Consider the following 24,984-nt stretch of genomic DNA (forward strand, 5'->3'; position numbering starts at 1 on the left):
GGTAGACGAGGCCCTTAGTGCCGGCCGGCAACGCATTCAGTTGATCGACGGATTGGACATCGATCAGATTGAATCCTGCGGTTGCAACATCCGTGGCCAGTCCACCGGATCCGGCAGTGTAGTGGAGAGTTGTCATCCCTGTTTCTTTTTCCTTTTTTTGGCTGATTCGACAGCCCCCTCCGCCTGCCTAGCCGACGCCTAAATTAGCGACAAGTAACATAGATGCGCCTGCGTTCAGAATTCTTGATCGCCAAAGCGGACGGCCCGGCGGAACTCGCGTCGCGTCGATAATCAGGATTGCGACTGCGACCTTTTGTTAGGATGCGCGGCCCGTCGAAGCCGTTTCGCTACACCGGTAGCGGCGCGAGGCACCTGCCTCATTCAAACGGACGAGGACAGTGGGCATGCATGCCCCTAGCGTGATCCGGGCGGATGTCAGGCGGAAGCGTTGCAAACCGGCAATGAGAAATGTTCTCACCCGGGTGAATCTCAAACAACACATACCGGCGACTTTTTGTTGAAGGGCATTTGCGAGGGCTGAACCGATCATCTCGATCTCCGGATTGAAACGGCATGATCATTGAACTTTTCGGACCCGCGGGATCCGGCAAAACAACCTTCGCGAATGCCCTTGCCAAGCATTTGCGCGACCATGGGTACGTTGCCAATGTCACCCTGTGCTACCTGCCCCGCAGTAGAGGCGAGGGTCGTGATCGCTTCGGCATTTTCACTGTAATCTCCCGAATATCATCTGCCATCTTCATGACAGTTTTGGTCTTTCTTTCTTCATTCGGGCGAAACAATGGTATCACATCCGCCAATCAACTTATAAGAACATTGCCACCGAAGAGCCCTATATGGCGAATTCGTATCTGGCAGTACATAGTTCGCCTGTCACGCTGCTGGACCCAGGCGCAGGGATCAACAAATATAATCATATTCGACCAAGGCTTCGTGCAGGCGATCGGGTCCCTTGCAATGTTCAACGGCGCTGCGGACGACAGGCTGATCGCGCGAGCGCTCGAATCTACGCCCCGGGCCGATCTGGTGGTTTGGATGGCGGTCCCACGCGATGTCGTGGAAGCGCGGCTGCAAGCCAGATTGAATCGCGAACCAGCGGCAGAGCGGCTCTTCGAGGTGGATGTCGCCGGCAACATGCAAGCGTTCGATGTCTTCGACAAGATTGGCAATGTTCTCCAGAGCGCGCAGCGAAGCAAAGTGTCGGTGCAGGCGGTGGACGAGCAGTCAATCGCACATGAGCTTTCTCGGGTGGAAGGGGAAATCCTGACGCGACTATCGCGAACCGGCGTTCCGGTCACCAACCACACGCGCGGCGGGTTGGCGAACAACAAGGCAAACACGGAAGACCACTCGGAAAAGCAGCCGCTCGTACGCCATGCGACCGACGAGGATACCCAAACCCAGGCACTCGGGGGCACCGCAGGCCGAGCATCCGTTGCCATGCTCCATCGGCGTCATGATGTCGGCGGGCGGCTATTGCATGCGAGCATCCTCGCCCTTCTGGTCTATATCGGCGGTGCGGGCCTCACCAGCACGGCACAGCTTGGAATCGCGCGGTTGGTCGGCGCGACCAGCTATGGCACCTACTCATATGCCTTGGCCTGGGCCACCGTTCTCGCCACCCTCTCGACGCTCGGCTTTAACGTGTCGCTGTTGCGCTTCGTGCCGGAATACAAGGCCGCTGGACGTTGGGACCTAGCGCGCGGCGTAGTCACCTTCGCGCTCTCCTGGTCGCTTTCGGCCGCGATGCTGGCGGGACTGACAGGAGCCGGCCTCGTCGCCTTTTCGGGAAAGCTCAACCACGAACTTCAGACGGCAATGCTGCTCGCCATGGCGGCGGTGCCGCTGATGACGGCCTATGCGCTTGGCGCCACCGTGATTCGCGCGTTTGGAGGCGTGGTGTCCGCGCTTTTGCCCGAGCGTGTGGCGCGCGATGGGCTGCTGTTGCTGCTGATGGGCGGCGCGGCGCTTTCGGGCTGGATGACCCCGAATGCCTCTTTCGCGATGATGGCGGTCGTCACAAGCTCGGCTGTTACCGTGATACTTGTCCTTGCCACCGCAATCAAGCTGCGCCCGGCGGACCTGAAAAGGGCGCGGGCGAGTTACTCCGGACGGTTGTGGCGGTCTGCAATCCCTCCTACCATGCTGATCACTGGGCTTGATGCCCTCATAGGCCGAACCGGAGTCATGCTTCTGGGCTGGACGGGCCGGGTCCACGAGGCTGGCATTTTTGCCCTAAGCCTAAACGTGGCGTTACTGGTCGGTCTTTCGAGCGTCGCAGTAAGCACGATGTTCTCGCCGACTGCTGCGGATCTTCATGCCCGCGGGGATCACGAGGGGCTGCAGCAGCTATTCTCACGGGCAGCCGTTCTGAGTTTCAGCGGGGCACTCGCATTGGCCCTGGTGTTGCTGTTGGTCACCGAACCTCTCCTGAGCTGGTTCGGCAAGGATTTTGCTATGGGAGCACCGATCGCACGAATCCTCATCATGGGTTACCTCTGCAATGCGGTTTGCGGACCCCAGCTAAATCTTTTGACCATGACCAAGCATGAATGGGCCGCCGCGACGACGATGGTTGCCGGTTCCGTGGTCGCCGTCGTCGCCTGTGCAGCCGGTATAGCGATGGATGGGGCGACCGGGGCGGCGATCGGCTTCACGCTCGCACTGGTCGTCTGGAACCTGGCAATGGCAACTTATATCCGCAAACGATTGAACATCTTGCCCGGTCTGGTCTTTGCTGCCTCGACCTTTAGGTCAGGACAGCTCAGAGCTCGCTGGGGATAGCCGCATGTCCCAATTCGTGGGCTTCGATGCAATAATATCCACCGGTCATCAGCCCAGCCGCGTTCCGCAATATGAGACCGACCCTCCGGCGACCATGGCCGTCGAAACGGAAAATGCCAACGCGATGCCTGGCGGGGGATCGAGGCGTTGAGCACCCTGCTCACGGCGCCGACTGCATTGGAGCGAAGCAACGTCTAATGCTGCTATTGGAGGTGCAGCCGGCGTCTTCCAGCTGTTCTGCTGGGTGGATCGGACGTTGATTTGCTTGTTGCGAAGTCTGATCAACATCGGGCCGCTCAGGCTGTCATCGGTTCAGCCACGGCGCGATCTGGCGAGTGCTTTGAACACGTGCGAGACGAGCCCGACCATCGTCACGAGTTGCCAACGGAAGCGACGACCTTCCAGGATGGAGTATCGGCAGGCTACCTGCCCCACGGCCGAAGGGCATCAGCAAAAAGGCGGCTGTCGTCTTCCGCAAAAGGCTCTGCCCGCTTACCAAGAGGGCGGCTGCCCGTCGGTGCCAGACTCATGCGGCAGATGACGCCCTCTTGCTTCGCACAGCGAGATCGCCTGTCAGGGCAAGACCGAAATTCGCGCGAGAAGGGCTACCAGTTCCCCCTGACGCTTCGTCTCGGTCTTGGCGAACAATGAGGCGAGCTGGGAGCGGATCGTCGTACGGCTGAGGCGCCAGCTACGTGCGATATCCAAAGGCGCGTCGCCCAGAGCCAGACGCAGCGCGAGCTGCGTCTCGGCGCCCGTCAAACCGAACATCCGCTGCAGTGTCCGAGGGTTGGCCGCAGACCTGTTGTCGCGATCCAGCAACGCGACGATGCAAGTTCCGTCATGCGCGACGACGCCCATTTCATTCAGTACCACCGGCCTGTCGCCACGGCTTCGGATCACGACCCAAGAGAGCGAGCCCGGGTGGAAATGCACAGGCACATCCGCAACCAGCCGCTTGAGCCCCAAGGCAAGCGCGGTGGCAGTGTCGGCCTTATCGCCCTGCCGTTCAATTGTGGCGCGAGCGGCCGCATTCCATTCGATCACCTTCCTTTGGCCGTCCAGCACCAGATAGCCGCATCCGATGCGCTCGATCATGCCGGTGATGGATTCCAGGCTGCGACGTTCAAATCCGCCAGCAGGTTCGTCCGACCGGTCTGGAGCTTTTGCGAAATGCGGCGATTGCACCTGTCGAGCATATTGGTGTCTCAGCGCAATGTATCGGCTGCCCGCAACTAGGTCGTTGCGCCCGTGAATCAGCGTCATGTTTCTACCCCAACCTTTTTCGCCCACAGAAGTAAAATTCGCTGAAGTTACTTGCGATTATCCGGGATTTACCTGGTTCCTGATGAGTTCCCTGTCGACATAGCTAAATTCACTGCGACTGTTGCAACCAGTCGCACTCGAAGAAATGCACGTTTCCGAGAAGCCTCTCCGAGAAGCCTCCTCACCCTGACATGCAATTCTATTCGCCGGCTAAGGCGTGGCAATCCGACGGTGGTACTAACCTGCCCCCGCGCACGGCCTAGTCTCGACGGGCTAGTCAAAAGGTTGTAGGCTCACGCATGGGTTCGTATTTACGTTGGTTGAATTCGAACGCGCAGGGGACAGCGCTAGCTCATGTAGCTTCCATAGCGATTCTAGCAACCTCGACAGTATTCGAAACAACAAACCAAATCCATGTCGGGCAGGATGGGGCATTTATTGCATTTATTCCTGCCATTATTGTCATTGTATACCTCGAAGGCCGTGCAGCCGCGATCGCCGCGACGCTCGTGATGGCAGCGGCCGGCCTTTGGGCTCGCCAGATGCAGAATTCCCAGATCACTTATGAGGACTGGACGCGCGCCGTACTGCTCTTGGTCTCGGGCGGGACAATTGCCTTGATATTCCACCGCTTGCGCACCGACTTGCGCGAAGCCCTCGGGGTCGCGGAGGCGAGGCTCGCTGCCGTCCGGGAAACCGAGAGCCGCTATCGCTGGGCTTTCGAGCGCGCCGCTATGGGTTTCGCAAACAGCAATCGACGCGGCGAGTTGCTGCAAGCGAACGAACGCCTTTGCGAATTGACAGGCTACGAGGCGTTGGAACTTGCCCAGTTGCAGCTCGAGGCACTCATTCACTCTGATGACCGAGATGCGGTGCAGGGATTTCTGAGAGATCTGGGTAGCGGCGCCGCCTCGTTCGGTGCAGAGGTTCGCCTGTTGCGAAAGGATGGCCAGACATTCTGGTGCCATCTGACTCTTTCTTCGTCCCCGCATGATAAAGTTTTCGCAGACGGCGTGTTCGTTGTGATCGAGGATATTTCGGAGCGACGAACGGCACGCGAGGCGCTGCGGGCGCAGAAGGAATGGCTTGATCTTGCTCTGTCTGCCGGGCGCTTGGGCACCTGGCAAATGGATTTCAAGGACGGGACGGTCACTGGCTCTGGCAAGTTCTGGGACATTCTCGGTCTGCCAGTTGCTCCCACCCGTCGCCTGGAGGAACTTTCTGCTGTGGTCGACCCAGCTGATTGGCCCAAGCTCGCGGCCTCGATCAAACCCTCGACGACATCGAACTACGACATCGAAATTCGTGTCCGGCGGCAGGACGGGCATGTGCGCTGGATCGCCCTGCGCGGACGCAAGGACGATGAACGTTCGCTATACATCGGGGTGGCTGCCGACCTCACTGAACGTCGGCAAACCACGCTCCTGCGCGCAGCCGCAAGGAAACGCGAACGAACGATGCGCGAAGACCGCCATCGCTTCAGCAATCTATTTCCTGTGATCACCGCCCTGGTGAAGATGATCAATGTTCCGGACAACGACATTGCCAAATACAAGGAGATGCTGATTGACCGGATCAGAACCCTTGAGGCGACGCATCTGCTTCTCTCGCGCCACTCAAGCAGCTCCGGGATGCTTCATGACCTCGTCACTCAGGAGCTTCAACCATTTGCAGAAACAAGAGACGTGAAAATCGTCGGGCCATCGCTGGTAATGCCCTCTGGGGCCGCCGAGAGCTTTGCCATGGTTCTTCACGAGTTGACGACCAATTCGGTAAAGCACGGCGCGCTAGGCGGTGCCGGGGGCCAAGTCGAAGTAACGTGGGGGTTCGCGTCAGCCGACGCAGGTAGCGACCTCGTGTTCGATTGGGTGGAATCGGGGCAACGTAAGCTCGCAAGCGTCGTACGCCATGGCTTCGGTTCGATGATAATCGGCATGGATGGTGCGCCACTGGTCGGTCATTCGCCAAAAGTGGAGATATCGGAGCACCGGTTCCGATATTCGTTGCGGCTGTCGCGCAAAGAAATCGAGCTCTAGCTGCCTTCGTTGTTCGCAAGCCAGCCTTGCAGCAAAACAGCCGCTTCGGTCCGGTTTCGGACCCCAAGCTCGCGCAGAATGGCGGCGGCGTGTATTTTCGTCGTGGCCTCCGCAATCTCCAGATTGCGGCCGATCTCCTTGTTCGAATACCCTTCCGCCATCAGCTTCAGAACTTGCTTCTGTCGCAACGTCAATCTTGCAAGATTATCGATCCCGGCGCGCCGCCTGGTCGGAGATGTTTCCGAGAGTGGAAGCGCATGCTGTCCCTGCCCTCCAGAGGTCCGAGAGAGAAGTGACGGAACATAGATGCGGCCAGCAAGGATTTCGTTCACGGCCAGCACGACCTCCTCGTCCCTTTGCGACTTTACGATGTAGCCGTGCAGTCCGATTGACAGCGCTTTGAGTATCTCCGCGCGTGAGCCGTCGGCGGAAACGATCGCGAAGCGCGTATCCGAATACGCCGAAATAACGTCGCAGAGAACCTCCTGATCGAAGAGACCCGGCATGTTCAAATCTAGGATCGCAAGATCGATCGAGACCTGCTGCTCTAGGAGCCTGATCACGGCGTCGAAACACGCCGCGTCGAATATCTCCGCGCCCGGGATGCTCGCCGTCAGCGCCAATCGCAAGCCACGACGATACAACCCGTGATCGTCGGCTATGACGATCCGCTGCATTTCAGTTACCCCAACGCTTATCGGCGGAATACCCTCACTAGCCCGCCGTACTCATCACCCTGAGATGCACCAACCGTGACAAGCTTAAACCGTGGCCGATCACTGGTTGTCGCTTCTCAGCGAGTTCGCGATGCCCTACCCGCAAACTTCACATCACTAATATAATCTTAATTCGCGAATGGAAAAGCCCCCTTTTTGAACCTTTGCATGAGGCCCTTTGGGTATCGGCGTCGACGGTGGGAAGCTGCCCCGCGCCCACATACTGGCATCCGCCAATCAACTCAGGCTGGTATGGCAGTCGGCAACATATTTCTGCTGCAGGAATGTTCAGTTCGCCCGTCGCCCTATGACCAACGCCTGATCCACGAGGGGCTTCGGACTCCTCGTGGCCATTGGAGAACGGGCAGCGCCAGATCATCGCCATTCGAATGCACGACGACACTCATCCTGACTGGCCATAACATCCATGACACGTTCTTCGGATTGGTCAGCGACACTCCGGATTTCCCCGTTCGGCTGGCTTGTTGCGATGGTGCGTTGCTAGCCGGCGTGGGCCGGACGACCCAGGGAGGATCAGATGAAAGCGGTGATTCAATGCGGTGGAATGGGCACGCGTCTTCGGCCCTTCACCTCGGTCCTGCCGAAGCCGCTCATGCCAATCGGCGCGCGCCCCGTTCTGGAGTTGCTCCTGAAGTGGTTGCGACGCAACGGCATTGAAGACATCTACGTCACCACCGGGTATCTCGGGCACCTGATCCGCAGCGTCTGCGGCGACGGCTCCCAGTGGAACCTGAAGATTCGCTACACCCAGGAACTGGAGCCGCTCGGGACCATCGGCCCGCTGTCCTTGATCAGGGACGAGTTGACCGAGCCGTTTCTCGTCCTCAATGGCGATGTCCTTACAGATCTTAGTCTCAGTCGTTTTGTGGCGGCGCATCGCAAGCACAAGGATTCGGTAACGATCGCCACGACCTGCCGCCTGATCAAGATGGATTTCGGCGTCATAGATGAGGTCGACAATACCGTGCAGATATTCCGCGAGAAGCCGACGCTGTCACATCTTGTCAGCATGGGGATTTACTGCATGAATCCGGATGTCCTGCAGTTCATCCCGTCCGGCGTGCCCTTTGGTTTCGACGATCTCATGCTTCAGATGATGCAGGCAGGCAGAGTCGTGCACGTGTACAAGCACGAGGGTCTCTGGCTCGATATCGGACGGGTCGACGACTTCCAGAATGCACAATCGATCTCGTGGGAGGACCAGTCGGCTTCGATAGAGGTTGCCGCTGCGGCCGCGTGAGAAGCGATTAGCAGATAACGGCCTGGGAGGTCACAATGCTCCTGGTGAGTTCCCCGATCTTGGGCGAACCTGAGAAGGCAGCGCTATCGAAGGTTATTGATAGCGGCTGGCTGACGATGGGCGCGCGGGTGCAAGCCTTTGAGGAAGCCTTTGCCGAGGCCCATGGGGCGCAGGACTGCGTCGCGGTCAGTTCCTGCACCGCCGCCCTGCACCTGATCTTGCATGCGCTCGGGATCGGCCCCGGCGACGAAGTGCTGGTGCCGTCGTTGACCTTCGTGGCGACCGCAAATGCAGTGCTGTATGTCGGGGCCACGCCGGTCTTCGTCGACATCGAGTCGATCGACGTGCCGTTGATGTCGCTTGCGGAAGCCGAAGCGAGATGCACACCGCGCACCAAGGCAGTCATTCTCGTTCACTTCGCGGGCTATCTCGCCAGCCGCGAACCGTGGCAGAAGTTCGCGCGCGCGCGCGGATTGCACCTCATCGAAGATGCCGCGCACGCGCCCGGCTTGAAAGAGGTGGGGACGTTTGGCGCCGCCGCCGCTTTCAGCTTCTACGGCAATAAGAACATGACAACGGGGGAAGGAGGAGCCGTCATCGCGCGCGACCCTGACCTGCGCGAGAAAATCCGCAAGGCCCGCGGGCACGGCATGACCTCAGGAACACATCAGCGGTTGAACAGCCGCACGCCGCAGTATGACGTCACCATGCTTGGGTTCAACTACCGCATGGATGAGATGAGGGCGGCGATCGGGCTGGTCCAGCTCCAGAACTTGCAGGAGTGGAACGAGATTAGGCGTATTCTGACGGTCCTGTACCGTCGCTTGGTTGCAAACTATTGCCCAACCGTGAACGTCCCGTTCAGCCAGCCACGGACCTCCGCTTACCACATCATGCCAATCATTCTGCCATCCTTTGCTAGGCGGCAAGACGTAATCGATGAGCTGCGGAACCAAGGAATACAGACGACCATCCACTATCCTCCCGTGCACCGGATGACGCTTTATCGCGAGCGCTTCCCCGGAACTCAACTGCCGTTGACTGAGGAATTTGCCAAGCGGGAGCTTACAATTCCGCTGCACCCCCAGATAACGTCGTCCGTGGCCGAGGCGGTCGTGGCAGCCCTGGCAAGCTCCCTCGGAAACGGCAGGCAGGCGGGAGCAGTAGCATGAACGCTTCGGACGTATCCCTACATCGATATTTCACCCCGACTCCGACGAACGGATTTGCGAGGCGATTGATGGACCTTGCCGTCGCTATGGCGGCAGCGGTGGTGCTGACGCCTCTGATGCTGGTGATCGCCATGGCCCTTATGCTGGAAAGCGGTCGCCCCGTTCTGTTCGCCCAGCCCCGCATAGGCGCAGGCGGACGGCCGTTCCGCATGTACAAATTCCGCAAGTTCGCCGTGCATTGCAGCCCGGATGGCCTGCCCCTGACAGTCGCCGGCGACAGCCGCATGACGCGGATAGGGAGGTTGCTTGCCGCCACCAAATTCGACGAGTTGCCGCAGTTGTGGAATGTGCTCACAGGCGACATGGCAATCGTGGGGCCGCGACCGGAAAGCCTGGTCTTCGCGGATTGCTTCTTCCGCGGTTTCGAGACTCTGCTGCAATACAAACCGGGCTTGCTTGGCCCAGCACAGGCGCTCTTCCGGCACGAGGCCTATCTATACCCGCAAAGCGTGGACCCGGTGCACTTTTACCGTGAGATCCTTTTTCCTGCGAAGGCGAGGATTGACCTTTCCTATTATCCGAAGCGCACGATCGCCTCAGACGTGGCCTGGATGATCCGCTGCTTCCTGGCGATCCTTCGTCCAGCGCCAACAGGTGAGAACCTTCGAGATGTTCGCGCGCCGCAGGATCCACACGGCCGGTCAACCAGCTTGGACAAAGGGTAGTTAGCGATGGCTTACGAAGGGAAAAGGGTTCTGATCACGGGCGCGGACGGATTTATCGGGTCGCACCTCACCGAAGCGCTGGTCCGCGATGGCGCCGATGTCACTGCCTTGGCCCTCTACAATTCGTTCGACAGCCATGGCTGGCTGGACGACCTTCCGGAAGGCGTTCGACGCCAGCTGAAGCTCGTCCGCGGGGATGTACGCGACAGCGCGTTCCTCAACCGGATCATACGCGGCCAGGCCATCGTATTTCACCTGGCGGCGCTGATAGCCATTCCATACTCCTACGCCGCCGCCCAGTCCTATGTGGAGACCAATGTTCTTGGCACGGTCAATGTGCTGGAGGCCGCGCGCCAGTGGGAAATCGAACGCGTCGTTCATACCTCAACCAGCGAGGTCTACGGCACGGCGCTGACCATGCCGATCAGCGAGGCTCACCCTTTGCAGGGACAGTCGCCCTACTCGGCCTCCAAGATCGGAGCCGACATGATGGCGGAATCCTACGCCAGATCCTTCGATGTCCCTGTCGTGATCCTGCGTCCCTTCAATACATACGGCCCGCGTCAGAGCGAACGCGCAATCGTGCCGACCATAATTCGGCAGGCCCTTGATCCAAATTGCCCGGCGATAATGGTCGGGGATACAAGCCCGATCCGCGACCTCACCTTTGTCGAAGACACGGCGTCGGCATTCCTGACCGCCGGGATGGCGGGGCTGGAATTCGGTCGTCCCTACAACGCCGGCAGCCAGCGTGCTGTGACCATCTCCGACGTACTGGATCTCGTGCTCGAATTGAGCGGTTCGAAAAAACCCGTCCGCCGCGACGAGATCCGCTTGCGCCCGCAGAACTCGGAAGTCCGAGCGCTGCTCGCGGACTGCTCGCGGTTTGCAGACGAGACCGGATGGCGAGCGCAGACCAGCTTGCGGGATGGACTTGAGCGAACCATCGCCTGGTGGCGGGCACGTCTGAGCGAGGGTCGGGTACGCCGCGAAATGAGCTACATGACATGACCCGGCTGCTCCTGCCTGGCGGTCCGGCCTACGATTTCGTCGCCCTTGTCGACTGGCCTCAGGACCGCGCTTCGGCGCAAACGAAGGTTGTCGCAAATGGTCTTCACTAGTCGAATTGCTCTCGCCTCGATTGCCGTTTTCTGCACCGCGCGGATAGCCATGGCTACTGACGTTCAGGGCGCCTATCAGCTCTCTCCCGGCGACACCGTCGAAGTCGGGATTGCCTCCCTTCCCGATTGGCCGCGGCGCGCAGTGGTCCAGATGGACGGCACGATCGCACTCCCTCAAGTCGGGATGATTGCGGTCGCCGGCCTGACTTCGACCGACCTGCAGACACGCATGGAAACAATCCTGCCGAGCAAGATCTTTCATATGCGCCTGTCCGACGGGCGGGATCAGTCGCTTGTCGTCAGGCCAGGCGATGTGACCGCTATCATTGCTGACTATCGCCCTGTCTATGTGACAGGCGACGTGCTCACCCCGGGACAGCAGACCTACCGTCCGATGATGACAGCGCGACAGGCAATTGCGGTCGCTGGCGGCTACAATCTCTTGCGGTCGAGGGTCGTTCAATCCGGGCCAGATCCGGTCGACCTGAGACGTGACTATGAATCGCTTTGGGGAGAATACACTAAGGACTATTTTCACAGCATCCGCGTCAAGGCAGAACTGCAGGACAACGACAGCATCGATCCTCAGATACCGCAAGGTTCGCCCCTGCCGGATAGTTTCGGAACGGCAATCGCCAGAGCCGAAAGCGAGTCGCTCGAGATCGCTCTCGGCGACTATCATCAGGAGCAGAGTTTCCTCGACAAGGCAGTGAAAGACGCCGCATCTCAAGCCGACGTCCTTGCCAAGCGCCAGCAGGTTGAGGCCGAAGGCGTCAAGGCGGACGAGCAGGACCTGGGCCGGGTTACCAAATTGTACGAGGCCGGCAATCTGACCAACAACAGGCTCGCCGACGTGCGGCGCGCATTGCTCCTTTCCTCCAGCGAAGCGCTGCAAACATCGGTCGAACTGATGCGGACCCGACGCCAGCAGGCCGAATATGCAAGGCAGCGCGAACACCTCGAAAGCCAGAGACGCATCGGTCTGCTGACGGATCTCAAGGACAGCGAGGCGCAACTGGCGGACCTCACCGCAAAACTCCATGCCGCCAGCCAGAAATTGCAGCCGACTGGGGCATCCGGACTGCCGCTACCGGTCGCCGGCGAAACGATCCGGGCACAGGTGACGATCGTTCGCAAGGTCGGCAACGAATGGCGAAAATTGGCTGCCGACGAAGACACGGTGGTGGCGCCCGGCGACACGATCGAGGCAAGCTTCGCCAGCGACGTTCAAGACGCGGCGGTCCAGTAGAGCAATTCCAAGAAAAGTGTCGAACGGTTTTCCGTTCCGGACTGCATAAATCAACAGCGCAATTCCAGGAAAAGTGTAGAGCAGCTTTCCTGGAATTGTGCCGCTCTGGTTTGGGGCAAAGCCGGAAAAGGTCGATCCCAGAATGCCCGAATCGATGCTGTTGCATTGCCGGCTACGCTCCGGAAGGATGCACCCCTCCATATCGGCTCCGAAGATAACAACTTTCAGTTCGTTATCCCCCGCTCTGGCTGGCCAGACTCGATTTTCTGCCGGTTGCGTCACGATTCCGCTGCATTTTGCCAAGAGGCACGTACATTAGCCGGGCGCAATGTTCGACATGGGAGGGGAAAAGAAAGGAATCAGTTTCGGGGACGTGTTTAGATTATCTTCGCAAAAAATTTCGCAGGTCGTGAAGCCTCGCGAAGGGTCTTCGGTCGATCTGCGTGCAGCAATGCTGGGCTGCGCATCGGGGCTGGCCGGCATCGGCCTGTTCACGGCAGTCATAAACATTCTCTCGCTGACCGGCTCCATCTACATGCTGGAGGTCTACGATCGCGTACTGCCGTCCCAGAGCGTTCCAACGCTTGTCGGATTCACAGTCGGGATGCTGGGTCTCTATGCAGTTTACGGTCTGCTCGATTTCGTGCGGCTTCGACTGCTCGTTCGAATAGGCAACCGCCTACATCGTAACCTGCAGCCCAAGGTCTTTAGCCTCTCGCTTTCCCTACCGCTGGTCGCGGGCGGGGATGCGAACCGCGTGCACCCGCTTCGCGATCTCGATCAGCTGCGAGGCTTTCTTTCCGGGTTGGGACCGACGGTCATTTTCGATGCCCCCTGGATTCCGTTCTATCTGGTGGTCATCTATCTGCTCCACCCTGCCCTCGGTCTGCTGGCGACGGTCGGCGCCATCGTAGTGGTGCTGGTGACGGTCGCCGCGGATATTCTGGGCCGCAGGCCGGCAGCGAGCGCATCCGAAACACTGCTTGCACAGCACAGCCTTGCCGATTCGGGACGCCGCAATGCCGAAGTCGTACGCGCAATGGGACTTTCCGGACGGATGAGCGAGCGCTGGAGCGAGGTCAGTCATTCATATTTGATGCAGCAGGAACGGCTGTCCGACATCGTCGGCGCCACCGGCTCACTATCCAGGGCGCTGCGGATGGCTCTGCAGTCGTCGGTACTGGGGCTCGGTGCGTATCTCGTGATCGGTGGCGAAGCATCGCCAGGCGTGATCATCGCATCCTCCATTTTGCTGGGCCGCTCGTTGGCGCCGGTCGACGCGGCGATATCGAACTGGAGGGGGTTTGTGGCTTTCCGGCAGAGTTATTCGAAGCTGAAGGCGACGCTCGCCACTTTGGGTGATCGGAGCGAGCCCATGGCGTTGCCGCGACCTGAAGCGCAGCTTGCCGTCGAGGAATTGACGATAGCCCCTCCAGGCCAGCAGAAACCGACCGTGATCAACGTCAGCTTCCAGTTGGCGCGGGGGGCGGGAATGGCCATCGTTGGCCCAAGCGGCTCCGGCAAGACGACGCTCGCGCGAGCCCTAGTCGGGGTATGGAGCCCGCTTCGCGGCAACGTAAGGTTGGATGGCGCTTCTCTCGACCAATGGAATTCGGATCAGCTCGGCGCCCATATCGGCTACCTGCCGCAGGATGTCGAGCTGTTCGATGGAACCGTCGCCGACAACATCTCGCGGTTCGGCGGCGCCAGTGACGCCAAAGGAGTGCTGGCCGCCGCCAGGGCCGCCGGCGCCGACAAGATGATCATGCGCCTGCCGCAGGGGTTTCATACGCGCATCGGAGACGGCGGAGCGGCCCTGTCGGCAGGGCAGAGGCAGCTCGTCGGTCTGGCCAGGGCCCTCTATGGCGATCCATTCCTTGTCGTGCTGGACGAGCCGAATTCGAATTTGGACGTGGACGGCGATGCCGCCTTGGCCGGAGCGATCCTTTCGGTGCGCCGACGCGGTGGAATCGCCATCGTCGTTGCCCATCGCCCCTCTGCCCTCGCCAACATCGACCAGGTCCTTGTGATGTCGAACGGCATGCAGCATTCCTTCGGCTCGCGCGAGTCCATCTTGGCCAACGTGATCCGGTCCGTTCCGCCCGCCGAGCGCCCTGGCTCGATCGGTTCCCCGCAAAGGGATGTCAGCGGACATGTGTCAGGCGCGCCGGCATGACTGACGCGACAGCATGGCCGCATAGCGTCCCCGCGGCACCTGGCAAGTGGGCGGCAAACAACCCGCGCCAGGTTTCGGACGGAATCCGCGCCAATCTGACACTAGGTCTGGCGGTGACCCTGTTGTTGGTTGTCGGTGGCGGACTTTGGCTCGGCCTGACGAAGATCGCCGGCGCGGTGATCGCGCCAGCCACCGTGGTCGTCGAAAGCGACATCAAGAAGGTCCAGCATCAGACCGGCGGCACCATCGGCGGAATTTTTGTTCAGGACGGCGATCATGTGCGGGCCGGCGATGTGCTGGTCAGGCTGGACGATACGCTCACGCGGGCAAACCTCCAGATTATCGATGGTGACCTTGATCGGGCAACCGTCGGTCTCGCGCGGCTTGAAGCGGAACGACAAGGCCTGGCGGAAATGAAACTTCCGGCCAGTCTTCAGGCTGAAAGGGGCAATGCGGACCTGGCCAGCCTTGTCAATGGCGAGCGAGCCCTGTTCGAAACTCGTGCGGCTGCTTTGGCAGGGCAGAAGGCTCAGCTGCAGAGCCGTTCGAAACAGCTGCAAAATCAGATCGAAGGCCTCAAGGCCCAACAGGGAGCGACGGACGAGTCCATCGTTCTCCTGGACAAGGACAAGGCTGATGTCGAGGCACTCTATTCGAAGAAGCTGGTACCCAAGGAAAGGGTGAGCAACGTCAGGCTAGACGCGACGCGGGCCCATGGGGAATCCGGGCGCCTCGCCGCGGCGGTCGCCGAGGCGGAAGCCAAGGTCAGCGAGACCGAGTTGCAAGTCCTCCAGTTGGATGAGCAACGGCGCAGTGACGTAACGAGCGAACTGCGCGAGACGGAAGCCAAGCTGACCGAGCTCAAGGAGCGAAAAGTGGTCGCGCAGGACGAACTCACCAAGACGACCATTCGCGCCCCGCAATCCGGGACCATACAGCAGTCGTCCGTGCACACGATCGGTGGTGTTATCGGCCCCGGCGAAGTGCTCATGATGGTTGTTCCCGATACCGACGATCTCGTCGTGGATGCGCTTGTCCCTCCGTCGCGGATAGATGACGTTCGTCCTGGTCAACCTGTCTCAATCCGCTTCCCGGCTTTCGACGCCGGCACGACGCCCGCCTGCCGCGGGACAGTCCGACGCATTTCGGCGGACCTGATCAAGGACCAGCAACACCAGCTTTCGTATTTCTCCGCCCGTATCAGCGTCGAGGACAGGGCCGGTTGCCTGACCGACGCGAAGGAACTCAAGCCGGGTATGCCGGCGGAAGTTCACATAAGCACGGACCAGCGCAGCGTCTGGTCCTACTTGCTGAAGCCGCTGACCGATCAGATGTCTCGGGCCTTTCGGTAGCGTAGAAGACCTCTCGGATAGAGGTGCACAAGGCGCTGATTTGGGAAACGCCTTGGTGGCTCGTCGGCTCTGCTGCCAGCGGCGAGCGCCCCTTCCGCGGCGCGCCAAGCCTGTTCGGCGTCCTCTTGCAGTCGAACGATCCGGAACGCGAGCTTCTTTTGGCGCCGCTACGGGAGCGGCCCGGCGCCTTCTGGGGTTGCAAGTCGGCCACCGGGCCTAACCGGCGTGGGGATAGGCGTTTTTTTGGTCGCCGGCTGCAGCAATTATCCGAGCGCGTGATCGACTTGGCATCATTCGAATGAAGGCGATGTCCACGCGACTGACTTTCCACGGCCATAACGGCCGGTGCTCATATCAAACGCGCTTTGACCGCCATCATTACAATGAAGGTCGACAAGCGCATTAGTCCGTGGATTCTGTGGACTTCGGCTCGCTGGCGTCGAACGCTGAACGCTACAGCCGCTTCGGACACGAGCTGCCGCACTATGAGAAGATTACAAACTCCCGAAACATATTGAGGGCGGACAGATGGCCCGACAACCACCTGGGGAACCCGGTCAGTCACTGCTTGCGATCCTCGAAGCCGAACGTGCCGAGCGCGCCGCCAAGGCGGCCAGGTTGAAGTCGCTCCGTACACAATTTGTGCTGGCGGAGGCAGATCCGAGGGTGTCCTTTGCCGAGGAGATCGATTGCACTGTGCTGGTGGCGGCTTTGAGGGGTTGCAGCGAGCGCGATCCTCGAACTCAGCAGATCCTTGCCGCGGACAAAACCTCGGCCCTCTATCGAAATTCGTGGAAGTAGGTTCGTCGATCACGCGAGTTTGCCACCGATCGCAGGCGGCAATGAACTGCGTCAGGAAATTCTCGTAGACCACCTACCGACCAGGAGGAACGTCATTCGAATGGAGGGTGCGCATTGCATTGCGCTGATCTATTCGAAACATTGCTTCATAAGGATGCGGTGCGCGAGAGTAGCCGACGTCTGGCTTTGGGGCTTGTCCCAGCCGGGAGAGCATTTCGCATTTGCGCACAGGGAAGACTTGTCCGATCTCGTGAGGATCGGGTTGCGCCCGGCGAACCGTCCCTACGGATTGGGGGTTCCGAATGACCACCTCGTCTCAAATCACCACGCTGTTCTCGGGCATTTCCGATACGTCGACCGACCCACCGCATAATGCGCTCGCCGTTGGCCCGAACTACATCGTCATGGCGGAAGGCTCGCGGATCGAATGGACGGGTTTGTCGGGTGGCGCGGCGAATCTGCAGTCGGTCTACCGGTTCTTCGGTTCGCTTGGTTCGACTGCGGCCAGCGGCTTGTTCGACCCGCGCGCGGTCTACGACAGCGTCAACCAGAGATACGTCGTCACGATGGACAACCTCGGTTCGAACGGCGCGGTCAGCAACATCGACATCGCCGTATCGAAGGACTCGAACCCGAATGACGGCTGGTATTTCTACTCGCTGAACACATCGCTCACGATCAACGGTCAGCTGACGGCGGCCGATCAGCCGATCCTGTCGGTCGACGGCACAAACATCTACATCACGGCGCCCCAGTACGACGTCAATGTCTCCGGCTTCGCCGGGACGGAACAATGGGTCATCAGCGATACGGCGGGCACCGGCGGCGGCCTCTACAACGGCGGCACGATGACGGTTGTCGCCAACCGGCTTGCTTCGCCCACTCAAGGCATTTCCCGGGTCGTCGCCGGCAACAACGGCCGGACCTATTATGCCTCCGTGGTCAACACCGGCAGCCAGACCCTCGTGACGGTGCAGACCTACACTCTCGCCACCAACAGCTTCGGCCCGGCGACCACGGTTTCCCTCGGCAACATCGATCAGGGGGGCGGCGGCGCCGATTTCACGGCACAGCAACTGGGAACGATCGTCCCGCTCGATGCCGGCGACGGGCATCTTCAGAACCTCGCCTATGCCAATGGTTTTCTCTACGGCGTGTCCGAGGTGAAGCCGATCGGCTCGATCACCCCCCAGGTGCACTGGTTCAAGCTCGATGTGAGCAATCCCGCCAGCCCGGTCCTCGTGGCGCAGGGCAACGTGTCGGGCGCTTCGATCGGCACCGGCGTCGCCACCTTCGACGGTTCGATCGCCGTCGACCAGGCGGGCGACGTCGTCATCAACTTCACCGCCAGCGGCCCGAACATGTATCCGGCCGACTATTACAGCTTCCTGGCGGCTGGCGATCCCTCAAGCACTTTCAGCGCGCCCGTTCTCTACCAGGCAAGCGCCAGCTATCTCGCCAATGGCGACGGCCCGACAGTCCAGCGCTGGGGAATCTATTCGACCGCGATCGCCGATCCCAATCATGCGAATTCCTTCTGGCTGTCGAGCGAGTACTCCGCCAATGGCTGGTGGCAGACATCGGTGGCGCAAGTCGCCATCCAGGCGCCGACATCTCAAATCACCACGCTGTTCTCGGGCATTTCCGATACGTCGACCGACCCACCGCATAATGCGCTCGCCGTTGGCCCGAACTACATCGTCATGGCGGAAGGCTCGCGGATCGAATGGACGGGTTTGTCGGGTGGCGCGGCGAATCTGCAGTCGGTCTACCGGTTCTTCGGTTCGCTTGGTTCGACTGCGGCCAGCGGCTTGTTCGACCCGCGCGCGGTCTACGACAGCGTCAACCAGAGATACGTCGTCACGATGGACAACCTCGGTTCGAACGGCGCGGTCAGCAACATCGACATCGCCGTATCGAAGGACTCGAACCCGAATGACGGCTGGTATTTCTACTCGCTGAACACATCGCTCACGATCAACGGTCAGCTGACGGCGGCCGATCAGCCGATCCTGTCGGTCGACGGCACAAACATCTACATCACGGCGCCCCAGTACGACGTCAATGTCTCCGGCTTCGCCGGGACGGAACAATGGGTCATCAGCGATACGGCGGGCACCGGCGGCGGCCTCTACAACGGCGGCACGATGACGGTTGTCGCCAACCGGCTTGCTTCGCCCACTCAAGGCATTTCCCGGGTCGTCGCCGGCAACAACGGCCGGACCTATTATGCCTCCGTGGTCAACACCGGCAGCCAGACCCTCGTGACGGTGCAGACCTACACTCTCGCCACCAACAGCTTCGGCCCGGCGACCACGGTTTCCCTCGGCAACATCGATCAGGGGGGCGGCGGCGCCGATTTCACGGCACAGCAACTGGGAACGATCGTCCCGCTCGATGCCGGCGACGGGCATCTTCAGAACCTCGCCTATGCCAATGGTTTTCTCTACGGCGTGTCCGAGGTGAAGCCGATCGGCTCGATCACCCCCCAGGTGCACTGGTTCAAGCTCGATGTGAGCAATCCCGCCAGCCCGGTCCTCGTGGCGCAGGGCAACGTGTCGGGCGCTTCGATCGGCACCGGCGTCGCCACCTTCGACGGTTCGATCGCCGTCGACCAGGCGGGCGACGTCGTCATCAACTTCACCGCCAGCGGCCCGAACATGTATCCGGCCGACTATTACAGCTTCCTGGCGGCTGGCGATCCCTCAAGCACTTTCAGCGCGCCCGTTCTCTACCAGGCAAGCGCCAGCTATCTCGCCAATGGCGACGGCCCGACAGTCCAGCGCTGGGGAATCTATTCGACCGCGATCGCCGATCCCAATCATGCGAATTCCTTCTGGCTGTCGAGCGAGTACTCCGCCAATGGCTGGTGGCAGACATCGGTGGCGCAAGTCGCCATCCAGGCGACAACCGCGACCAGCGCACCAGTCACATATACCTACCAGGGGACGCCGCTAGCCGCCCCCGACCACGTCGTGGTCGTTGTGGAAGAAAATCACAGCTATTCAGAAATTATAGGGAGCTCATCCGCTCCCTACATAAACTCTCTCGCAGGACAGGGCACGCTGTTCACTAATTACTATGCCATGACCCATCCGAGCGAACCAAACTATTTCGTAATGTTTTCAGGGTCGACACAGGGAGTCACTACTGACGGAACCTTCTTCTTTCCGACAACGCCGACGCTTGCGGGCGAACTCTTGCAAGCCGACGACAGCTTTGTCGGCTATGCGGAATCGCCGCCGGATCAAGATCATGATCCCTGGGCAAGTTTTGGCGACTCGCAAAACACGGGTCAGGATTTCAGCCAGTTTCCAACCGACTTCAGCAAATTGCCGACAGTTTCGTTTGTTATTCCGAACATCAACGACGACATGCATACCGGCACGATCGCCCAGGGCGATCAATGGCTCAGTTCGCATCTCGGCGCCTACGCCAATTGGGCGACCACTCATAACAGCATTCTCATCGTCACTTTCGACGAGGACGACGGGACGAGCAACAACCATGTTGCGACGCTCGTCTTCGGCGCGGGCGTGGGCGCAGGGCAGAATAGCCAACTCTTCGATCATTACTCGCTCCTGCACACGATCGAAAACATGTACAATTTGCCCGCGCTGGGCTCGACCGGAACGGCGCCGATCATGACTTTCGATCCCGTGGGCGGCGCGCCGACGGTGACATCCATCGCGACGTCGGGCACTGGCGTCGCGGACAAGGGAGGCAATCTCGCCCCACTCGCCACCGGGAGCCTCACGGTCGACGAGGACAACAAGCCCGAAGCGCCGATTCTGACCATTGCCAACACGGCGCTGACCGTCCCGGCAGGCGGCTCGGTAGCGCTCGGGATTACAGCAACCCCCATCGTTTCCGACGACAGCATCACTGTGAAGATTTCGGGCTTGCCTAGCTACGAGACGATCGGGGCGCCGAGCGGCTACGGCGTTAGCAAGGCGCTTCAATCGAACGGCACCTACACCTGGACGATCAGCGAAACCTCGTCCACCGTAGGCAAGCCGCTCACCGGGCTCACGCTCACATCCTCCTATACCGGCACGGGCCATCCTATCGCAACGCTGACGGTCACCGCGAGCAGCTCGACCCTTGGCGAAACGGCGAGTTCGTCGACCCAGACCATGACGGTCACTGATCCTCCGGCGACCACCATCAGTCCGACATCGAACCTGTTGGCGCTGTTCAACCAGTACGCGGCCTGGGGCTTCCACGACGGCCGAGCGTCTGCCGGCGAGATCGTTCCGGCATGGGCGACCCATCGCGGTCACGACGTGGTGGCGCTCCTCGCGACACCAGGTCATTTTGGGCACTGAAGGGGGGCCGCGATGTCCTTGGGAGGCCCTCATATGGGGCCGGAAGACGACCAGGGGCTTGGCGCGCTGGTCATGCTCCTACAGCTGCACGGTGTCGCCGCCGAGGCGCCGCAGATCCGTCATAGGCTTGGTCAGGCGCGCATCGGCACGAGTGAGATGCTGCGCTGCGCCAGGGATCTGGGACTCAAAGCGCGCAGCGTCAAGAGCGCCTGGTCTCGACTCGTCCGTACCCCCCTGCCCGCGATCGCGGCTCTCAACGACGGCGGTTTCCTGCTGCTCGGCAAGGCTGGTGAGGAGCAACTCCTCGTTCAGCGTCCCAATGCGTTACGGCCAGAGATGTTGTCGCGCGCCGAGTTTGAGAAGATCTGGGACGGCCGGCTGGTCCTGATGGCGCGCCGCGCCTCCCTCTCGGACCTTTCGCGGCGCTTCGACATCACCTGGTTCCTCGGCGCGATCGGAAAATATCGTCACCTTTTGGGCGAAGTCCTCGTCGCATCCCTATTCTTACAGATATTCGCGCTCATCAGCCCACTCTTCTTCCAAGTCGTTATCGACAAGGTGTTGGTGCACCGTGGACTGAGCACCCTGGAAATCCTCACCGTCGGCCTCGTGGCGATCGCGATCTTCGAGGCCATCCTGGGCGGGTTGCGCACATATCTCTTCGCCCACACGACCAACCGCATAGATGTCGAACTCGGCGCGCGCCTCTATCGCCATCTGATGGCGCTGCCGCTCGCCTATTTCCAGGCGCGGCGTGCCGGGGATTCGATCGCGCGCGTGCGCGAGCTCGAAAACATCCGCAACTTCCTAACGAGCTCGGCACTGACCCTCGTCCTCGATCTTGCCTTTACCGTCGTCTTCCTTGCCGTGATGGTCCTCTATTCTCCGCTCCTGACCATTGTCGTGCTAAGCGCCTTTCCGGTTTATATCGGCGTGTCGGCCGGCGCCACGCCGCTGTTCCGCAAGCGGCTCGACGAGAAGTTCAGATGCGGTGCCGAAAATCAGGCCCTGCTCGTGGAGAGCATCGCCGGCGTCGAGACATTGAAGGCGCTCGCAGTCGAACCGCAGATGCAGCGCCGCTGGGAGGAACAACTCGCCAGCTATGTGGCCGCGAGCTTCAGCGTGCTGAGTCTCGGCAATATCGCGAGCCAAGTCATTCAGCTCGCAAACAAGATCGTGACCGCCGCCATCCTGTTCCTCGGCGCCAAGCTCGTCATTGAGGGCAACATGTCCGTCGGCGAGTTGGTCGCCTTTAACATGCTGGCAAGCCGCGTCAGCGCCCCGGTGTTGCGGATTGCCCAGATCTGGCAGGATTTCCATCAGGCACGCATCTCGATCGAGAGGCTCGGTGACATTCTCAATACCCAGCCGGAGCCGACATTCGGCTCGGGTCGCGCCTCGCTCCCGCCCATCCTCGGTGAGATCACCTTCGAACATGTCGGCTTCCGCTACCGGATCGACGGGCCACAAGTGCTGCACGATGTCAGCCTCAAGGTGCAGCCCGGCCAGGTCGTGGGGCTCGTCGGCGCATCCGGCTCAGGCAAGAGCACGGTCGCCAAGCTCATTCAGCGCCTTTATGTGCCCGAGACCGGGCGTGTGCTCGTCGATGGCGTCGATCTCGCCATGGTCGACACGGCCTGGCTGCGCCGGCAGGTCGGCGTCGTGCTGCAGGACGACGTGCTTTTCAACCGCTCGGTGCGGGACAACATCGCGATCGCCGATCCGGCGACGCCGATGGAGGATGTTATCGCAGCAGCCACGCTCGCCGGAGCCCATCAATTCATCCTCGAACTCCCGGAGGGCTATGACACGGTGATCGGCGAGCGCGGCTCTTCTCTGTCCGGCGGCCAGCGGCAGCGCATCGCCATTGCGCGCGCTGTTCTTGGTGATCCGCGCATCCTGATCTTCGACGAGGCGACGAGCGCCCTCGACTATGAGAGCGAGCGCATCATCCGGGACAATATGCGCAGCATGGCCGAACAGCGAACCGTCATCATCATCGCCCATCGCCTGTCGATGGTGCGCAATGCCGACCGCATCATCACCATCGACCGAGGCCGCATCGCCGAGGACGGAACGCATGACGACTTGATGCTCTTGAAAGGTCGTTACGCCAGTCTGCATCATCTGCAAGCGGGGATCACCAATGGCGATCGCTGGAACCATCGTTGAATTTCCCGCGCGGCAGGTTCGCCGCCGCGGCCATGAGATCGCCTTCCTGCCCGCAGCGCTCGAGATGATGGAGACGCCGCCTTCGCCCATCGGCCGCGCCATCGGCGCAACGATCATCGCATTCTTCTGCCTGGCCCTTGCCTGGGCAATGGTCGGCAAGGTCGACATCGTGGCCGCGGCTCCTGGCAGGATCGTGCCCGATGACCGCGTGAAGGTCATCCAGCCCTTCGAGAGCGGCGTCGTGCACGCCATCCATGTTCGCGAAGGTGCGTCAGTCAGGGCCGGCGATGTCCTGATCGAGCTCGATCCAACGATCAGCGCGGCGGAAACCGACCACATCAAGAGCGATTTCGTTGCCGCGGAACTCGAGGTGGCGCGCATCAAGGCGGCACTGGCAGGAAATGCCGACCCACTCAACGATTTCGTAGCCCCCGCCGACGCGAGCCAGGCGCTTGTCGAGACGGATCGTCGCTTCCTCGTGACGCAGACCGCCGAACAGGACGCGAAGCTCGCCGAGATCACCCGCCAGCTTGCCGAGAAGCAAGCCGAAAGCGAGACGATCACCGCGACGATCGCCAAGCTTCAGGCAACGCTTCCCCCTCTGCAGGAGCGGGTAGCGGTGAGCAAGAACCTCTACGACAAGGGTCTCGCTTCGAAGATGTCCTATCTCACCGACTTGCAGGATCTGGTCGGCCAGCAGCATGACCTCCCAGTCTTGGAGAGCCGACAACACGAGGTCGAGGCGGCGATCGCAGTGCTGGAGGAGACGCGCTCGCGGGCCAAGGCTGAATATCGGCGCACGCTCTTTGACGATCTGGCCAAGACGGAGCAGAAGGAGGCCGGCCTCTCCCAGGATCTGATCAAAGCCCAGCAAAAGGCGAAGATGCAGACCCTGACTGCTCCGGTCGACGGCGTTGTGCAACAGCTTTCCGTGCATACGATCGGCGGTGTCGTCGCACCGGCACAGACGCTCGCTATCGTCGTGCCGGCCGACGCTTCCCTCGAGATCGAGGCGATGGTGTCCAACGACGATATCGGTTTCGTTTCTCAGGGACAGGACGCGGAGATCAAGGTCGATACCTTCAATTTCACGCGCTACGGGCTCCTGCACGGGCGCGTGCTCGGTATCTCGCGCGATGCCGTAGCGAATGACAGGCGCGAAAACGCCATGCGTGATCCGTCATCAGGGTCGGAGAATTCGGCCTCGCAAAACGGGACCCTGGAGCCCGCGTACTTGGCGCGCATCTCGCTAGACCGCAGACGGATGCGGATCGAGGGCAGAACTGTCGATCTTGCGCCTGGAATGTCGGTCATGGTCGAGATCAAGACCGGCTCTCGCACAATCATCAGCTATCTGCTTTCGCCACTCATTCGTTACGAGCACGACGTCTTGCGGGAGAGGTGAGATGGTTTGCCGTATTGGTCTTGCTTGCCCCCTACTCCGCTCAGGGCGACTCGTTCAAATGAACGATACTCTCCAAGCGCGCCTGTGGGCTTAACGTCTTGACGATCTCGCCGAATTCCGCTTAGCCCTTGGCGTTCCTGTTGCCCATCTCGACCAACTCGCGCCGCAAGGCTGCAAGCGCGCCTCACGCAGATGCTTGCGCGATGTTAGATCAGCGTCGCCTCTACCAAGCTTGGTAAACGCGTTTTGACCTCGGGCGACCTTCTGAATCGACAAGGCTGAGCAAGCGAGAATGCGTGTCCCCGGTCGACAGAGAAGCGTCAGCCAGTCGGCGTCCTCGTCGTTCGCAATGCCGAGCGACCGCTTCCGCCCGCCAGATTAAGCGCGCTGACTGAATCC

The 24,984-nt window shown here is 60.7% G+C and carries 16 protein-coding genes; 14 read left to right on the forward strand and 2 right to left on the reverse strand.

The features are described 5' to 3' along the window. The first annotated feature begins 573 nt into the window (after positions 1-573). Positions 574-2,805: a lipopolysaccharide biosynthesis protein gene (locus RFM98_RS26615; protein WP_320311585.1), complete on the forward strand. Its 2,232-nt coding sequence runs from the start codon at positions 574-576 to the stop codon at positions 2,803-2,805. Between the two features lie 573 nt (positions 2,806-3,378). Here RFM98_RS26615 and RFM98_RS26620 read toward each other — a convergent pair. After that, positions 3,379-4,071, reverse strand: coding sequence for a helix-turn-helix transcriptional regulator (locus RFM98_RS26620; RefSeq protein WP_320311586.1), 693 nt, complete (start codon positions 4,069-4,071; stop codon positions 3,379-3,381). 299 nt (positions 4,072-4,370) lie between these two features. On the opposite strand from RFM98_RS26620, the gene RFM98_RS26625 reads away from it, so the two are divergent. Next, positions 4,371-6,107, forward strand: coding sequence for a PAS domain S-box protein (locus tag RFM98_RS26625; RefSeq protein WP_320311587.1), 1,737 nt, complete (start codon positions 4,371-4,373; stop codon positions 6,105-6,107). Here the strand turns inward: RFM98_RS26625 and RFM98_RS26630 are convergent. Continuing rightward, positions 6,104-6,784, reverse strand: coding sequence for a LuxR C-terminal-related transcriptional regulator (locus RFM98_RS26630; protein WP_320311588.1), 681 nt, complete (start codon positions 6,782-6,784; stop codon positions 6,104-6,106). The genes RFM98_RS26625 and RFM98_RS26630 overlap by 4 nt on opposite strands. A 577-nt stretch (positions 6,785-7,361) precedes the next feature. Between RFM98_RS26630 and RFM98_RS26635 the strand changes: the two genes are divergently transcribed. The 12 genes from RFM98_RS26635 to RFM98_RS26690 all read left to right on the forward strand — a co-directional run bounded on the left by RFM98_RS26635 (position 7,362) and on the right by RFM98_RS26690 (position 24,585). After that, positions 7,362-8,084, forward strand: a complete 723-nt coding sequence (locus tag RFM98_RS26635) for a nucleotidyltransferase family protein (protein ID WP_320311589.1) — start codon at positions 7,362-7,364, stop codon at positions 8,082-8,084. Between the two features lie 35 nt (positions 8,085-8,119). After that, the gene (locus RFM98_RS26640) at positions 8,120-9,256 is read left to right on the forward strand and encodes a DegT/DnrJ/EryC1/StrS family aminotransferase (RefSeq protein WP_320311590.1); all 1,137 of its coding nucleotides are present in this window, start codon (positions 8,120-8,122) and stop codon (positions 9,254-9,256) included. Continuing rightward, a complete protein-coding gene (locus tag RFM98_RS26645; protein WP_502572762.1) occupies positions 9,253-9,981 on the forward strand; it encodes a sugar transferase in 729 nt (242 codons plus the stop codon). The genes RFM98_RS26640 and RFM98_RS26645 overlap by 4 nt, the downstream gene beginning before the upstream one ends. Positions 9,982-9,987: 6 nt before the next feature. Then, on the forward strand, positions 9,988-10,992 hold the full coding sequence (locus RFM98_RS26650; protein WP_320311592.1) for an SDR family NAD(P)-dependent oxidoreductase: 1,005 nt from the start codon (positions 9,988-9,990) through the stop codon (positions 10,990-10,992). A 96-nt stretch (positions 10,993-11,088) separates the two neighbouring features. Continuing rightward, positions 11,089-12,351 carry a polysaccharide biosynthesis/export family protein gene (locus tag RFM98_RS26655; protein WP_320311660.1) on the forward strand — a complete coding sequence of 421 codons (1,263 nt, stop codon included), beginning with the start codon at positions 11,089-11,091 and terminating at the stop codon, positions 12,349-12,351. A gap of 451 nt (positions 12,352-12,802) precedes the next feature. Beyond that, positions 12,803-14,527, forward strand: coding sequence for a type I secretion system permease/ATPase (locus RFM98_RS26660; protein ID WP_320311661.1), 1,725 nt, complete (start codon positions 12,803-12,805; stop codon positions 14,525-14,527). Continuing rightward, positions 14,524-15,879, forward strand: a complete 1,356-nt coding sequence (locus tag RFM98_RS26665; RefSeq protein WP_320311593.1) for an HlyD family type I secretion periplasmic adaptor subunit — start codon at positions 14,524-14,526, stop codon at positions 15,877-15,879. The genes RFM98_RS26660 and RFM98_RS26665 overlap by 4 nt, the downstream gene beginning before the upstream one ends. A 23-nt stretch (positions 15,880-15,902) precedes the next feature. After that, complete coding sequence (locus RFM98_RS26670) at positions 15,903-16,181, forward strand: hypothetical protein (RefSeq protein WP_320311594.1); 279 nt, start codon at positions 15,903-15,905, stop codon at positions 16,179-16,181. Between the two features lie 226 nt (positions 16,182-16,407). Then, positions 16,408-16,680, forward strand: coding sequence for a hypothetical protein (locus RFM98_RS26675; RefSeq protein ID WP_320311595.1), 273 nt, complete (start codon positions 16,408-16,410; stop codon positions 16,678-16,680). 302 nt (positions 16,681-16,982) lie between these two features. Then, positions 16,983-21,008, forward strand: coding sequence for an alkaline phosphatase family protein (locus RFM98_RS26680; RefSeq protein ID WP_320311596.1), 4,026 nt, complete (start codon positions 16,983-16,985; stop codon positions 21,006-21,008). A gap of 33 nt (positions 21,009-21,041) precedes the next feature. Next, positions 21,042-23,180 (forward strand): type I secretion system permease/ATPase, encoded by a 2,139-nt coding sequence (locus RFM98_RS26685; protein ID WP_320311597.1) that lies wholly within the window; start codon positions 21,042-21,044, stop codon positions 23,178-23,180. Beyond that, entirely contained in the window at positions 23,155-24,585 is a 1,431-nt protein-coding gene (locus RFM98_RS26690) for an HlyD family type I secretion periplasmic adaptor subunit (RefSeq protein WP_320311598.1), read from the forward strand. The genes RFM98_RS26685 and RFM98_RS26690 overlap by 26 nt, the downstream gene beginning before the upstream one ends. The last annotated feature ends 399 nt before the right edge of the window (positions 24,586-24,984 follow it).

It is taken from the genome of Mesorhizobium australafricanum (genome assembly GCF_033977265.1).
Taxonomy (GTDB): Bacteria; Pseudomonadota; Alphaproteobacteria; order Rhizobiales; family Rhizobiaceae; genus Mesorhizobium; species Mesorhizobium australafricanum.